At 50.0% G+C, this 16,592-nt stretch carries 7 protein-coding genes; 5 read left to right on the top strand and 2 right to left on the bottom strand.

Features of this window, described 5'->3' with window-relative positions; genetic code table 11:
* Nucleotides 1-47 precede the first annotated feature (47 nt).
* The 3 genes from AC5FX6_RS12765 to AC5FX6_RS12755 all read left to right on the top strand — a co-directional run bounded on the left by AC5FX6_RS12765 (nt 48) and on the right by AC5FX6_RS12755 (nt 4,727).
* A complete protein-coding gene (locus AC5FX6_RS12765) occupies nt 48-728 on the top strand; it encodes a potassium channel family protein (RefSeq protein ID WP_493597437.1) in 681 nt (226 codons plus the stop codon).
* A gap of 107 nt (nt 729-835) precedes the next feature.
* Entirely contained in the window at nt 836-3,766 is a 2,931-nt protein-coding gene (locus AC5FX6_RS12760) for a DEAD/DEAH box helicase (RefSeq protein ID WP_493597436.1), read from the top strand.
* A 46-nt stretch (nt 3,767-3,812) separates the two neighbouring features.
* A complete protein-coding gene (locus tag AC5FX6_RS12755; protein ID WP_493597435.1) occupies nt 3,813-4,727 on the top strand; it encodes an NmrA family NAD(P)-binding protein in 915 nt (304 codons plus the stop codon).
* Nucleotides 4,728-4,813: 86 nt separating this feature from the next.
* Here the strand turns inward: AC5FX6_RS12755 and AC5FX6_RS12750 are convergent, their stop codons facing one another.
* Both AC5FX6_RS12750 and AC5FX6_RS12745 read right to left on the bottom strand, forming a co-directional pair.
* Nucleotides 4,814-7,774 (bottom strand): M16 family metallopeptidase, encoded by a 2,961-nt coding sequence (locus AC5FX6_RS12750; protein ID WP_493597434.1) that lies wholly within the window; start codon nt 7,772-7,774, stop codon nt 4,814-4,816.
* A gap of 132 nt (nt 7,775-7,906) precedes the next feature.
* Nucleotides 7,907-9,808: a DNA polymerase III subunit gamma/tau gene (locus AC5FX6_RS12745; RefSeq protein WP_493597433.1), complete on the bottom strand. Its 1,902-nt coding sequence runs from the start codon at nt 9,806-9,808 to the stop codon at nt 7,907-7,909.
* Nucleotides 9,809-10,121: 313 nt separating this feature from the next.
* Here AC5FX6_RS12745 and AC5FX6_RS12740 point away from each other — a divergent pair, with 313 nt between their 5' ends.
* Both AC5FX6_RS12740 and AC5FX6_RS12735 read left to right on the top strand, forming a co-directional pair.
* A complete protein-coding gene (locus AC5FX6_RS12740) occupies nt 10,122-12,920 on the top strand; it encodes a T9SS-dependent M36 family metallopeptidase (protein ID WP_493597432.1) in 2,799 nt (932 codons plus the stop codon).
* 424 nt (nt 12,921-13,344) lie between these two features.
* Nucleotides 13,345-16,440 (top strand): T9SS-dependent M36 family metallopeptidase, encoded by a 3,096-nt coding sequence (locus AC5FX6_RS12735; RefSeq protein WP_493597431.1) that lies wholly within the window; start codon nt 13,345-13,347, stop codon nt 16,438-16,440.
* Nucleotides 16,441-16,592: the final 152 nt, after the last annotated feature.

Here is a 16,592-nt window from a genome sequence, read left to right as displayed (position 1 = left end):
GACTTAATACTGTGCAGCCACAGAACATAAAAAGCTATTTATAAATTATGCTTCTTTTAGTCGAGAAAATTCGGTCTTACTGGCTAGCTGATGTCAGCTTTGTTATATTATTGATCATGCTAATTGCGGTAGTGTTTGTGCTGCCCATTATAATGGAGGTCAGCGTACATGGTGTACTGCTTTTCAATGTACTGTTGCTAAGCGTTTTCTTGTCTGGTATTTTTGCTACCAGCAACTATTGGGTGATGATGTTGTCCTCGATCTTATTCGGTGTGCATCTAACCTTGCGTCTCATTCGCTTCGGAGAAAACCCCTATTCTTACTACGTCCTGGAAAATGTGATCGCAATTGCCAATACGGCAGTATTCCTGTATATCAACTTCCGGTTACTGTTTCGTGACCAAAGTGTAAATGTTTATCGCATTGTAGGAGCTGTTAATGTTTATTTGTTGCTCGCACTTATGGGGGCGCTTACGCTGGAGGTGATTCATGCTACCACGGGGGTCTCCATCGGAGGCAATGTGGTGTTAACAGGAACAGACCAGGATTATGCCCACTTCATTTATTTTAGTCTGACATCGCTAACGACAGTAGGATTTGGGGACATCTATCCTGTGAGTACGGCTGCTAAAATGGTGGCGACTAGCTTGGCGGCTGTTGGCATCTTGTTTCCTGCTATTGTGATTGCGCGCCTGGTTGGGCTAGCTTCGCAGCAGCAGCATTCATAACCTGTAGTTCATGCTGTATACCTGCCTGCTATACCTATGCCATATATTTTATCATTACGATAGTAGGTCCTATCAGCGTATGCTACAAGTATTATAGGAAAGCAGGCATGGAACAGTATTCACAGTATTTTGAATCCTTTGAAAGTAATGGTGACCCAGAGTCGCTTTTTGCCGCCTACCTTGCTGCTCAACCACAACTGGCCAACGCTTCTGCCGATTTAAAAACGATCATTGTCATTGGCAGGCATCGCTACTACAACCTGTTCAGTGCCCAACTTGTCTCTTGTAGCCTAAGCAGCACAGGCGAGTTAAAAGCTCCTTTTACCGTGTTAAACCCCTTGGAACAGGTATGGCGAACCGAGCAGCCAGACGAGTTAAAGTTTTACAGTGCCATAGCCCGCTTCCAGAGTTTTTACGAAAAGTCAGCTGCCGATGCAGCCAGTCTAAAGGCGCTTGTGCGCAATCCGCTCCGCTATACCTTCTACCTCCACGACAGCGATGTATCTGATAAAATAACACCGCGCTCCATCACACCTGTTCAGGTGACGCAACCGAAAATGGACTTTAAAGTGCGTGTTGGTCTGAATAGCGACGTGTTCACCGTCACCAACGATCTGTTTATCAACGGCACTTACTATCCCCTTAGCCGCATCAGCGTCCGGTACGACCATTTTCTGATTGCCGACGACACCTGGTATCTGTGCGCCAACCCGCACCTGCCTCCTGTGGTGGCCTATTTCAAAAAGCACGACCAGGAGCTTCAGTTGCCGCACGATGCCTTTTTGCAATTTCAGCAGCAGGTGCTGGCCAAAATAGACACGCATGTGCCCGTGGAGCATACCTACCTGAAGCCTGCCACCAAAGCCCAGTTAAGGAGCAGGGGCTTCAATCAGGAACTGGAAAAGGTGCTCTACCTAATCGAGTCAGAGAACTACGTGCTGCTGCACCCTTTCATGCGCTATGGGGAAATCGAGATTCCCTTGCTGTCAAACAAGCTGATCTATGACCAGGACAACATGGGCCGACCCTTTTTTGTGGCGCGTAATACCGAAGCAGAAGCGGCCTTCACAAAGTTGCTGATCCAGCAGCACCCGCACTTCTGGGAGCAGCTCGATAACATGCTCGACTATTTTTACCTGCACAAGACACGTTTTCTGGATGAAGCGTGGTTTCTCGATGCTTTCGATAACCTGGCTGCGTATGGGGTTGCGATTCTGGGCTTCAACGACCTGCAGGGGAACAAGCTCAACCAGCACAAAGCGACTGTGTCAATCAACGTAGACAGCGGCCTGAACTGGTTCAATGTAACGGTTCAGGTAAAATTCGGGCGTAAGAAAGCGTCGCTGAAGCAGCTGAAGAAGTCGGTCGTGAACAAAAGCAAGTACGTACTGCTTGATGACGGCACGATGGGTATTATACCCGAAGAATGGCTGCAGCGTCTGCAGCTCTATTTCGAAACAGGCGCGGTGGTAGGCGAGGAGGAACTGCAGATTCCGAAAACGAACTTTGCGGCGATTACCGAGTTGTTCGAAGACTACATGCTGAACGAACAGGTACATAAAGAACTGTGGTGGTACAAGGCACAGCTGAGTAACGTGGAAAACATTGCCCCGGCACCCTTGCCAGCCGGGCTGCAGACCACGCTTCGACCTTACCAGTGGCAGGGGCTCAGCTGGCTCAACTTCTTGGACGATCTGCAGTTTGGCGGCTGCCTCGCCGATGATATGGGTTTGGGTAAAACAGTCCAAATCATTGCGCTTATACTGTTGCTGCGCGAAAAAAGGGAGCGACAAACACACCTGCTGGTCGTACCGACGTCGCTGATTCCAAACTGGCAGGCAGAACTGCAGCGGTTTGCCCCATCCCTGCAAGTACACGTACATCATGGTCCCAACAGAGCAAAAGACACAGCTGCCTTTCAGGAGTACGACGTTGTCATCACGACCTACAATACCCTGCTCTCCGATATAGTCTTTCTGAAGAAATTCGGGTTTGGCTATACCTTCCTGGATGAGTCGCAGAACATCAAAAACCCGAACTCGCAGCGCTACAAAGCGGCCTGTCTGCTGCAATCACGCAACAGAGTGGTGCTCACAGGTACGCCTTTCGAAAACAACACCTTCGATATTTATGCGCAGCTTTCCTTTGTCAACCCGGGTTTGCTGGGCACCAGGACCTATTTCCGGAACACGTACTCCATGCCCATCGATAAATTTAAGGACAGGCGAAGTGCGCAGGCCTTACAGGAGAAGATTGGCCCTTTTGTGCTGAGAAGAACAAAGGCCGAGGTAGCTAAAGAACTCCCTGATAAAACAGAAATGATTCTGTACTGCGAAATGGGAGAGGAGCAACGCAAGGTATACGACACTGCCGAGCAGGAATTCAGAGACTATATCAACGCCAGCGGTGAGGAAGAACTGACTAAGCATCCGATGCACGTGCTGCGCGGCATCACCAAGCTGCGCCAAATCTGCAACTCACCTCTGCTGATCAGTGATGCCAAGCTTTTCACGGATACATCCGCTAAAATACAGGTACTGTTGCAACAGATCCAGAATGTAGTGCACCATCACAAAGTGCTGGTGTTCTCTCAGTTTGTAGGTATGCTGGATCTGATTAAAGCGGAGCTGGAGAAGGAAAACATCAAGTACTCATACCTCACAGGCAGCACCCGTAACAGGGGAGAAGTAGTCGACCAGTTCCAAACGGATGAAGAGATACGGGTATTTCTGGTGAGTCTGAAAGCAGGAGGAACAGGCCTTAACCTAACTGCAGCCGATTATGTTTTTATCGTGGACCCATGGTGGAATCCGGCTGTGGAAAATCAAGCCATAGACCGCAGCTACAGGATAGGACAGGAGAAGAAGGTGATTGCCGTGCGACTCATCTGCCCCAACACGGTGGAAGAGAAAATTCAGATACTGCAGCAAAACAAATCCAAATTGGCTACCGATCTGGTTACGGCCGACAACAGCTTTTTCAAGTCGCTGACCAAGGATGATTGGCTGAACTTAAGTAGCAACAGCAGTAGCATGTAACCTTTCCCGCCAAAGCCTGTTACACACCAAAGGTAATCGAGCAATTATGGCAAATAACAATACTTCAGATGCTTCAGTTATAGTGTTGGCAGGGGGAACAGGGGATCTGGGCGGGCGCATTGCCAAGTCCCTTTTAGAGAAGGGGGCTCAGGTGAGAGCGCTGGTCCGACCTAAAAGTGATGCAGATAAAGTAGAATATTTAAAAAGTCTGGGAGCTACCATTTGTGAAATAGACTTTCATGATGCCGCTGCACTGGCCAAAGCCTGCGAAGGAGCGAGTTGTGTTGTTTCTGCTCTGTCGGGCCTGCACTATGTCATGGTAGGTATACAGACCTTGCTGTTAAGAGCAGCAGTAGCGGCTGGTGTCCCCCGTTTTATACCTTCTGACTTTGCGATTGATTTCACAAAGCTTCCTGCTGGCAATAACCGCAACCTGGACCTCCGAAAAGAATTCAAAGAGCAGCTGGACAAAGCCCCAATAGCCGCTACTTCCATCCTGAATGGCATGTTTACGGATTTGCTCACCGGGCAGGCGCCCATTGTGCTCTTTCCACTAAAGCGGATCATGTATTATGGTGACCCGAACCAGCTAATGGATTTTACTACCGTCCAAAATACTGCCGAGTATACCGCTGCTGCAGCTCTTGACCCATCCACACCACGCTACCTGCGCATTGCCGGTGATGTACTGAATGCTCATGGTTTGAGAGAGGCAGCCACCAAAGCCACCGGAGAAGAGTTCAGTTTGCTGCGGGTTGGTGGGATAGGCTTACTTAATGGGATTATCAAGATCACTAAAACACTTACACCAACTAGTAAGGAAGTTTTCCCTGCCTGGCAAGGCATGCAGTACATGCGTGATATGTTCACCGGGCTTCCGAAACTTGAGCCACTGGATAACGACCGCTACCCTGAGATAAAATGGACCAGTGTAGCAGAAGTGCTGGCTACAAAAGAATAAGCTCAATTGCATACGGATTCAATAGAAAACAAAAGCGGCAGCCCATACAGGCTGCCGCTTTTGTTTATAAGGTATAGCGCTCAGGCTTAGTACCCAAATACTTGCTCCAAAGTCAGTTGCTGTACTTTACCGTATTTCTCCAGCTCTTTAAAGTTCAGTCTGTCTTTTGAACCGATCACCAGGATTGCCTGTGGCTGGCCACTCACATATTTTTTCTGGAAGGCCTGCAGTTGGTCAAATGTCAGGCTGTTAGCGCTTTCATACACGTCTTTGCGGATGTCATAGTCCAGACCGAGGCGCTTGGCACGCTCGTAGTCAAACAGGATAGATGACTTGGTGATGCGCTCCGAAGAGATGCTATTGCGCAACGAGGCTTTTGCCAGGTTGAAGTTCTCGTCGGCCAGAGGCATGTTCGTCAGGAGCTCCTGCATACCTGCCATCGCCTCCGGCAACTTGTCTGACTGCGTACCGATGTAAGACATGATGTAGTTCGAGCGATCCTTCTTGGCAGCAGTGCTGTAGCTGGAGTAAGCTGAGTAGGCAAGGGCCTTCGACTCACGCAGCTCCTGGAATACGATAGAGCTCATACCTGCACCGAAGTACTGGTTGTACAAGCGAATGGTCGGCACCATGGCTTTATTGAAGGCATCTGCTTTTGTCAGGAACATCAACTCGGCCTGTACCATGTTGTAATCCACCCAGTATACCATTGGTTGCTTGATGTCCAGTTCAGCGTATACCTTCTCGGCCGGAACCGGCTTCAGTTTAGCTGGCACAATGTGGCCGGCATTGAGTGTCGCTACTAATTTGTCTGTTTCACGTGGGCCATAGTACAGCACGCGGTGCTCATAAGTAGGGATGCTCTTGATGATGTTCACCAGCTCCTGCGGTTTCACAGCTTTCAGCTCTTTCTCAGAAAGTACCGATGTGAATGGATTCTTAGGGCCATACTTCGCGTAGTTCACAAGCGCCTGGTTCAGGATCACGCCTTTGTTCAGCTTCGCGTCATTGCGGGCCTTCAGCATACCTTGTACCATGTCATCCAATGCCTTTTGGTCAGCTTTCGGGTTCTGCAGCACGCTCTCAAACAGGGCCAATGCCGGTTCAAAGTTCTCGTCAAGGCCAGAGAGTGACACGTATACCTGATCACCTGAAGCAGACACGTTGAAAGAAGTGCCCAGCTTGTAGAATTCCTTCTTCAGTTCTTCCGCTGTATACTTGTCGTTGCCAAGGAACTTGAGGTAGTTCACGGCCATACCTAACTTTGGATCATTGTCGCTGCCCATATCCAGGATGTAGTACATCTGGAAAAGACCGTTTTCGCTGTTCTTCGTGTATAGCAGCGGGATGTTATTCTTTAGTTTAGCCTCTTTGATGTCGGTCTTGTAATCTACAAACACCGGCGAAAGCTCAGAAGGGCCTTTGGCCATGAAATCGCTGTAATAAGCTGACTGCGCCTCACGGTTAACAGGTACCGGTGTGATGCTTGGCTTTTCTACTTTTAGGCTGGCAGCGTTCTTATCATTTCGCTTGTATACCTGCACATAGTTGTTGTTGAGGTACTTGTTGGCAACAGCCATCACATCCTGCTTGGTGATCTTCGCAAATTCCTCCGGACGGCTCACGTAGTCAGCCCACGGAATGTCATAAATAAAGGCCGTCACGAAAGCGTCAGCACGGTCTGAGTTGCGCTCATAAGCACGCATCAGGCTGATCTTGTTGTCATTGACAATGGCCGGGATCAGGTCGTCGTCGAACTTGCCCTGCTTTACCAACTCCACTTGTGCCAATAGCAGATTCTTTACTTCATCCAGACTCTGGCCCTGACGCGGCGAACCACCCAGGCGGAACACCGAGTAGTCTTTCATCTGGTTGTCGTAGCCATAAGCCTGCAACACTTTCTGCTGCTGGTTCAGGTTCAGGTCGATCAGGCCGGCCTGTCCGTTGTAGAGGATTGCGCTGATCATGCTTAGCACCTGTGCGTCGCGTGAGCTCATACCCGGGAAGCGGTAAGCAATCGAAATGTTCTCAGCACTTGGACCAGACACTTCTTTCACGATTGGCTGCGCGATTGGCTTCTCCTGTGCTACCGTGAAGGTTGGAGCTGTGCCAGGCTTCAGTTTGCCGAAGTGCTCGTCGATCATACGGATCGTTTCATCAAAGTCAATGTCACCGCTCAGCGCGATAGCCATGTTGTTTGGCACATAATAAGCATCAAAGTATTTCTTGATCTCTGTGATCGAAGGGTTCTTTAAGTGCTCGATCGTACCGATGGTGGTTTGGGTACCGTACTGGTGCGTTGGGAACATGGCCGCGTTCAGCGTCTCCATCACTTTCCAGCCGTCGTTGTCGAGGGTACGGTTCTTCTCTTCGTATACCGCTTCCAACTCCGTGTGGAACAAGCGTGGTACAAGCTCACCGAAACGATGTGCTTCGAGGGCTACCCAACGCTCCAACTGGTTGCTTGGAACGTCATTGGTGTATACCGTCTGTTCCACTGAGGTATAGGCGTTAGTACCTTTGGCGCCAATCGCGCCCAGGATCTTGTCATACTCGTTGGCTACGGCATAGGTCGCAGCTACGCCTGAGATGGAGTCGATCTGGTGGTAGATCTTTTTGCGCTGTGCAGGGTCGGTGGTATTGCGGTGCTGTTCGTAGAGGGCTTCGATCTTGTCGAGTTCCGCTTTCTCTTTCTGCCAGTCCTGTGTGCCAAGCTGGCTGGTTCCTTTGAACACCATGTGCTCGAGGTAGTGCGCCAGACCGGTTGCGTCGGCTGGGTCGTTTTTGCTGCCGGCGCGTACCGCAATGAAGGTCTGCACACGCGGCGCATCTTCATAATCCGACAGGTATACCTTCAGACCATTGTCCAGGGTATAGACGCGGGCGTTGAGCGGATCGTTCGGTACTGTTTCGTACTTATACTCCTTCTGTGCCGTAGAGGCCGCTACACTAGTGTCAGAGGCTGACGATGTTTGGTACGTTTCATTCTTGCATTGCGTGAGCGTGAGCGCCGACGCAACCAGAAACAACGATAATCCTTTTTTCATGGGTTTTTAGTTAGGTACAGTATAGGGTACACCAAAACAAATAAGGCTAAGTCACGAAGTTTCCAAGAAGAAAACCTCATGACCCACCTTGTGTTTTAATTAGAACTTTACAAATATAAAATTTTTCTCGAATTAGAAATCAGTGTCGAGGCCAAAGCGCTGCTTCATATCGACGAGCACCGGATATTTCTCGGCCAAGTAGTTGAATTTGTCCTGCGAAGTATAGAGTTTGTTTCCTTCCTGTACTTCCATTACCTCAGCTCTCAGCTTAATACTGCGGTTTCCGGTCTGTGCTTTCAGTTCACGGAGTATTTCAGGGCGCAAGCTGGTGAACTGGTCCATCATCACATGGTTTTCCAGGTGAAGGATGATTTCATTATCCTCGCCGATGTGATACTGCCGGTTAAGAAGTGTATACTCCATCATGTTTTCCGACTTTTTGCGACGCAGAATGGCATGCCATACCGTGTTCAACCGGGCTTGATCAAGCGGTGCGGCTACTCCGTAGCCTACTTCTTCCTCTTCTTCAGCCACAGCCACATCGGCTACAGCCACAGGTGGGTTTTGTAGGTCCTTCAGGCTAGGCAGTTTACCCAGTTTTTTCTGAGGGGGCACAGGTATAGACGGCCGCTGCATAGCTGGAGCGGGAGCGGCCTGCGCCTGAGGTGGCGTCAGGTGAGCGTCTGGAGTGACCTGTTGTGGCTTGTGTGGCTGCTGCAAATCCTGCGAAGGCACCGTGCCCTGCTGATTTGGTTGCTGCAAACCCACTGAAGGTATACTGCCACTGCCTTGCATGGCAGCCGATGGTACAGAGCTAGCGGTAGGCTGCTGCATCGCTGCCGAAGGTATAGCTGGGGCACCTGCAGGCTTGGTAGCGGCTGGTGCCGGGGCTACTACCTTAGCTTTTTTTAATTCAGCTCCCTCTTGCGCAAAACTAAAAGCTGCGTTCAGGTGCGCCATTTTCATCAGGCACAGCTCCACATGCAGGCGCTGGTTTTTGCTGCTCTTGTAATTGGTATCACAGGTGCTTACCAGGTTCAGTCCTGACAACAAAAACGACACGGACGACTTCTGAGACTGCTCTGCATATTTCGCCTTGATATTATCCGACACCTCCAGCAATTGCACGGTCTGCGGGTCTTTGCAAACCAGCAGGCTCCGGAAGTGCTCGCCTATACCTATCAGGAAATTGTGGGCATCAAAGCCATTCTTCAATATCTCATCAAACAGCAGGAGTGAGCCTGACAGATTCTGCTCCAGCAGGTGGTCGGTGAGTCGGAAGTAGTAGTCGTAATCCAGAATGTGCAGGTTCTCGACCGTGGCCTTGTAGGTCACATTGCTGCCTGAAAACGTCACCATCTGATCAAAAATCGACAACGCATCACGCAGGGCACCGTCGGCTTTTTGCGAGATCAGGTGCAGGGCATCCGGCTCTGCCTGTATGTTTTCCTTTTGGGCGATGTTCCCCAAATGGCGCATCATATCCTCGATCCGGATACGGTTGAAGTCAAAGATCTGGCAGCGTGACAGGATAGTTGGGATGATCTTGTGGCGCTCAGTAGTTGCCAGAATAAAGATGGCATAAGCCGGTGGTTCCTCCAGCGTCTTCAGAAACGCGTTGAAGGCCTGGTTCGAGAGCATGTGCACCTCGTCAATGATGTAGATCTTATACTTACCCGTCTGCGGGGCGTAGCGCACCTGCTCCACCAAGTTCCGAATGTCCTCCACGGAGTTGTTAGAGGCGGCATCGAGTTCGTGTATGTTGAACGAACTGTTGCTGTTGAAGCTGCGGCAAGACTCGCACTCATTGCAGGCCTCTACCTCCGGCGTGATGTTCTGGCAGTTAATGGTCTTTGCCAGGATACGGGCGCAGGTAGTTTTACCCACCCCACGCGGTCCACAGAACAAAAACGCCTGCGCCAAATGATGGCTGCTGATAGCGTTTTTGAGGGTGTTGGTGATATGGTGCTGCCCCACCACACTGTCGAACGTGGACGGACGGTATTTACGCGCAGATACTACAAAATTTTCCATTAGGACAAAGATAATCAATCTGTAGCTCAGATGGGAGAGCTTTTTATCCAGTAGTTATCCCAAGGTTTATCCACAAATCAGAATTCATAACACAGGCTGTTTTGATCAAGGTTGCGTTTTTCGTTATATGTGATTTTTAGTTCAATTCATATATATGAATATAGAATTTGAATGAATGCAATTGTTTGAACTGCAAACATTTATGGATTTAAAGTATTTTATAAAATAAAGTATTATAATATAACTATTAAAATAAACAGGCGTAGTAAAGTTCTATCCATTATTCTTTTATTCCTAACTTAAACTATTAACTATGACCAGAGCATTACGCATGTGTTTGCAGCTAGTCCTTATTGTGGCTATGCTGTCAGGATCCACCGTTTCTTTTGCACAAGGGAAAAAGCCAGCCAGTAAAAAGCAGGTACCCCAGGTAGCACTTGATCACATCAACAAAAACAAAGCGAAGCTAAAAGTTAAAGACAAAGACGTAGCTGATCTGGAACTGAGCAGTGAGTCTGAAAGTAAAAAGAGTGGCGTAAAGCACTACTACATCAAGCAGCAAGTAGACGGAATTGAAATTCACGGTGCAATTACGAACATCAGTGTCAACAGTAAAGGTGATGTAGTAACAGTTGGTAACCGCTTTCAGGAAGACATCGACCGCCGGATAAATGGAAAACAACCAGTGCTGGATGCGAGCGGGGCAGTAGCCGCGGCTGCCCGACACTTGGGCGTTGCTGTAAGCGAGTCTCTGACTGTGCTGGAGAGTACCAATGCTAAAAACAGAGAGGTGCTGCTTTCTAAAGGAGGCATCTCGCTGGAGCCTATACCTGCCAAGCTGGTATACCAGCCTATGTTGGATGGTACATTACGACTGGCCTGGGAGGTTTCCATCTATGAACTGGACGCCCAGAACTGGTGGAACATCAGAGTGGATGCCAGTTCGGGTGAGCTATTGGATAAAGACAACATGGTAGTGCATTGTCAGTTCGAAAACGATGGAGCTGGAGGCGAATTTTTGCATGCCAATCACAGCCATACAACTGCTGCCCCTGAAGCTCAGATAATGGATATGACACCCTATGCACCGGCTGCCGGACCTGTTAACAATGGGAAAACACCTGGTTTGTATGAGGTATACCCAATGCCAATTGAGAGTCCAAGCCATGGCGGTAGAAAACCAGTAAACGCAGCCTCAGTGGCAGACAGAACCGCATCGCCTTTTGGCTGGCATACAACAGATAAGATGAGCTATACCATTACCAGAGGTAACAACGTGTATGCTTATGAAGATCCGAACAATACTGGCCATATAGCCAGTAACGCTGATAATGGAGCAGATGTCGTGCATGGGCACAGTCCTGATGGGGGTACACAGCGGGTTTTCAAATACCAGGTTAATTTCTCTCAGCAACCGGAAGCTTACCGGGATGCAGCTATCACAAACCTCTTCTACTGGAACAACATCATCCACGACGTATGGTATAAGTATGGCTTTGATGAGGAGAGCGGTAACTTCCAATCCTCCAACTTTGGTAAAGGAGGTTTGGGTGGTGACTACGTGATGGCTGAAGCCCAGGATGGCAGAAATATACCTACGGTTCGTAACAACGCCAACTTCGCGACGCCAATTGATGGCAGAAGACCAAGGATGCAGATGTACCTGTGGAGCGGCAAACCAGATCCTGACAAGTTTAGAGTGACAGCTCCTTCCTCTATTGCCGGAAGCTACCCTGCAGCCACTGCGGCATTTGGACCTGCTCTTTCCCCAACTCCAGTGACCGGGAAGCTAGTGCTCGCAAACAGCAACGACGCGTTACCTGTTGAGGGTTGTAGCCCTATGCTCAACGCCGCGGCTATTGCCGGGAATATAGCCGTGGTTTACAGAGGTTCGTGTGCGTTTACTATCAAAGTTAAAAACGCTCAGGATGCCGGTGCCATCGCGGTGGTGGTTATCAACAACGCCCCGGGTGCTCCAGGTACCATGGGTGGCGCTGATCCTTCTATTACTATACCTTCTGTCATGATCAGTGACGTAACTGGTGCCAGCATCAGAGCACTGCTCGACGCAAACCAGGAGGTGATTGTGTCATTAAAAGACGACGGGTCAGGACCTGAAATTGACGGTGACTTCGACAACGGCATCATTGTGCACGAGTATGGCCATGGTATCTCCAACCGACTCACAGGTGGCCCTGGTACTACATCCTGTTTGCCAACTCAGGTATTGGCCAGCGGTATGGTACTGACAACTGAGCAAATGGGTGAAGGCTGGAGCGACTGGTTCGGCCTGATGATGACCATGAAAAAAGGTGATACCCGCGAGAAGATCAGAGGTATAGGTACTTATGCGGTAGGTGAGCCAACTACAGGCCGCGGCATCAGACCAGCTCCCTATACCACAGACTTCAGTGTAAACAACTTTACCTATGGTGCAACCAACAATCCTGGTTTGTCAGCTCCGCACGGTATCGGTTTTGTGTTTGCGACCATTCTCTGGGAGATGACCTGGGATATGATCGATCAGTACGGCTTCGATGAGGACCTGTACAATGGCAATGGCGGTAACAATATGGCGATGCAGCTGGTGATCGACGGTCTGAAGCTGCAGCCTTGCTATCCGGGTTTTGTGGATGGTCGCGATGCGATCCTGCTGGCGGACCAGTTGAACTACGGAGGTGCCAACCAGGAACTGATCTGGAGAGCTTTTGCCAGAAGAGGTGTGGGCTATAGCGCCAGCCAGGGATTGAGCTACTATCGTTTTGACCAGGTAGAGGCATTTGACTTGCCAGAGAACTTTGCACTTACCGCAAACTCAAGTCAGTCGTTGCGCTCTTCAGAGTTGAACGACAGAGAGATCCTGTTGAACTACCCTAACCCATTCTCTGAAAGCACGACGATCAGCTTCAAAGCGAAAGAGTCAGGCCATACCATTCTCAAGGTATATGACATCACAGGTCGTGAGGTGGAGACGGTATTCGAAGGCGAAGTAAAGCAAGGTGAAACCTACAAGAAAACCTTTAATGCAGCAGGCCGTGAAAACGGTATGTACATTTATCGGATTGTAAATGGTGGCAGTACCCGATCGGGGACCATGCTGTTGCTGAGGTAGCAACAGTCACCAGAAAGAATACAGGCAAGGGCCGGCGAAGCAATTCGCCGGCCCTTGCTGTTTTAAGCTATACCTGAATCAGTTCTTACTGGCCAAATGTAATGCTATGTCCTTGGGAGTATTGTCTGAGTAGAGCAGTTTTCAGAAGGAATTGTGATGGAGTAGATACAATTCCAGGAGATATTATCAATATAAAGATAAAACTATGTAAACATAATTGTACCGGATGTTTTGGCTAATACAGATCGCTTAGAACGATTAATATTTTTTTGTTCAAAAAAATAATGCTTTTGTTATAGTTACTTTTATTGCCTATTATTCCTGTTTTTCATGCTGTAAGCTATTTACTTTTAGGAAGTTATTAATCCCTTTCCAACAGTCCGGGTCCTCCAGCCTCGATTGTCTAACCCTTAAAAATTAGCGCATGAAAACACGTCTACAATTGCACTGGCAGCTGTTGCTGTTGGTCTTATTCTTATCTGGCACTTTTACCGCCTTCGGGCAGGGGAGGTCTGACCAAAGACCAGTCCCGCAAGCCGCTCTGAACCACATTCAGAAAAACAAAAAGCAACTCGAACTGGAAGATGAAGACGTAGCTGAGCTTGAACTGGCCAGTGAGACTGAAAGTCCAAAGAGTGGCATGAAGCACCTGTACATCAAGCAGCTCTACAGAGGCATTGAAGTGCATGGTGCCGTGACAAACATCAGCATGAGCAAAGAGGGGCGTGTGCTCACAATGGGCAACCGACTGCAGAAGCAGGTAGGCAAACGAGTGAAGTCAAACCAGCCGGGTTTAGACGCCGCCGGAGCCGTGGGCGCTGCTGCGCAGTATTTGGGCATTACCATGAAAGAACCACTAACAGTGCAGGAACGTGGCAATGGACGAAGCAGAGCGGTTACCTTCTCCAAAGCAGGTATCTCGCTGGAGCCTATACCTGCCAAGCTGGTATACCAGCCCATGGAAGACGGCAGCCTGCGACTGGCCTGGGAGGTGTCTATCTATGAACTGGATGGGCAGAACTGGTGGAACCTCCGGCTAGACGCCACTACAGGCGCTGTGCTGGACAAAGACAACATGGTGGTGCACTGCCAGTTTGAAAATGATGGTCCGGGAGGCAGGTTCCTGCACGATGACCACAGCCACAGCACGGCATCGCCTTATGTAGCGGCACCCCAGGCAAGCATCGTACGGGTGTCCAATGCCTACAATGTGTTTGCTATGCCGTTGGAGAGCCCAAGTCATGGACCACGCTCTCTGGTGAGCACCTCTGCCGCTAATCAGTTGGCTTCGCCACAAGGCTGGCACACTGAAACCAGAACCCGTGGCAACAACGTGTACGCTTACGAAGACCCTAACAATAATAACAGCTGGAGCACCAACTACAGTCCGGACGGAGGTCCTGAGCTGAGCTTCGATTTCCCGATCGACTTTAACAAGCAGCCCGTAACCTATCGCGACGCTGCCATCACTAACCTGTTCTACTGGAACAACGTGGTGCATGACGTATGGTACCAGTATGGCTTCGACGAGGCCAGCGGTAACTTCCAGCTCAACAACTATGGCAGAGGCGGCTCACAAGGTGACCCGGTACTGGCAGAAGCGCAGGATAACCGAAACGGCACCTCCCGTAACAATGCAAACTTTGCGACCAACGTTGATGGCTTTGCTCCCCGCATGCAGATGTACCTGTGGAGCAGCCCGCCTGATGCTGACATGGTATCCGTTACCTCCCCCTCATCAGTGGCTGGCAGCTACCCTGCAACTGAAGCAGCATGGGCACGCAAACTCAACTCAGACCCTGTAACAGGCAAACTCGTGGTAGGACAGGGTACAACCGGCCTGCCGCAAGAAGGCTGTGGCGTGCTGACCAACACCTTGGCAGTTGCCGGTAACATTGCGGTGGTATACCGGGGCACTTGTCCCTTTACAGAGAAAGTAGAGGCCGCACAGTTAGCGGGTGCTATTGCTGTGATTGTGATCAACAATGCAGCAGGCGATCCGATTGCGATGGGTGGAACGCCAACGATGCCTATTACTATACCTGCTGTCATGATCAGCCAGGAGGCAGGCGCCCTGATCAGAGCCCGTATGGATGCCGGTGAAGAAGTAAGAGTTCGTCTGAAGGATGATGGCAGACCTGAAATAGATGGTGACTTCGACAATGGCATTATCGTGCATGAGTATGGCCATGGCATCTCAAACCGTCTGACAGGTGGCCGCACGGTGGCAAACTGCCTCAACAACGCCGAGCAGATGGGCGAGGGCTGGAGCGACTGGTTCGGCCTGATGATGACCATGAAGCCTGGTGATACAGGCGCCAAAGTAAGAGGCATCGGTACCTACGCCAAAGGCCAGCCAACAGACGGTCCCGGCATCCGGCCTGCCCCTTATTCTACTGACTTCGGCGTGAACCCGCATACCTATGCTTCTACTAACAATGCAGCGATCAGCCAACCGCACGGCGTTGGTTTTGTATGGTCTACCATGCTGTGGGATATGACCTGGGCCTTGATCGACAAGTACGGCTTTGAAGCAGACCTCTACAATGGCAAAGGGGGTAATAACATGGCCATGCAACTGGTGATCGATGGTCTGAAACTGCAGGCATGTCGCCCTGGATTCGTAGATGGTCGTGATGCGATCTTGCTGGCTGACCGTCAGAATTACGAGGGTGCCAACCAGGAACTGATCTGGAAAGTGTTTGCAAGAAGAGGTTTGGGCTTTAGTGCCGACCAAGGTTCTAACCTCAACCGCTTTGACCAGGTAGAGGCTTATGATCTGCCGGAAACCTACGCTTGCACAACACCTCTGACACTCGACGCAGTTGCTACTTCGAATGTATACACAGGCGGTGTAGCATCAAACCTATACCTGGGTTACGGACCACAGAACGTGCGTCTGCAAGCAGGTGGCGATGCGGATAACGAGTATACCTGGAGCGGACCAGAAGGCCTGAGCGCAACAACAGGTGCCAGTGTGATCTTCACTCCGAAAGCAGCGGGTAGTTATACCTTCACAGTGCGTGCCGTGAACGGCGATGGCTGCATCAAGCATCAGACGATCACAATAACAGTGGTGGATGTGCGCTGCGGCGATGGCAAGAAGAAAGACAAAGTGCTGGTATGTGTAGACGGAGTAGCGGAGTGCGTGGCTCCGAATGCAGTGCCATACCTGCTGACAGCTGCCAAAGGAAACCTGGGTGACTGCGGATTGGCTGCTACGGCAACGGCTACTGCCAAAGCGGAGATCAGCGCCGAGAAAATGGCCCTGCGCGCTGTGCCTAACCCATTTGGTGCTAAAACTGACATTGGCTTCACACTGACGCAGGACGGTAGCTACAAGCTCGAAGTGTTGGATATGCGAGGTGCTGTAGTAGCAGTACTGGCACAGAGCACTGGCAGAGCGGGTGAGCATAAAACTTACCAGTTCGAGAAAGGCAAGCTGGCTGGCGGCATGTACATCGCCAGACTGGTAACAGATGAAGGTGTGTCCTTTATCCGAATTGTAATGCAAAAATAATGCGTGTTTAACTATCCTAACGAGGCGGGGCCGGTGATTCATTTCGCCGGCCTTTGCTTTTTGGGTGTAGATTGTAATAGGATCCACGATTGCCTTTCCTCCATCGGTTCAAAGCGCTCTATGTTCCATACAGAGATTTGTCAAATTAGATT

Source organism: Pontibacter sp. LHS2 (genome assembly GCF_058932845.1).
The sequence above is the reverse complement of the archived record's forward strand: the minus strand, read 5'-3'. Positions and strand labels throughout refer to the sequence as shown.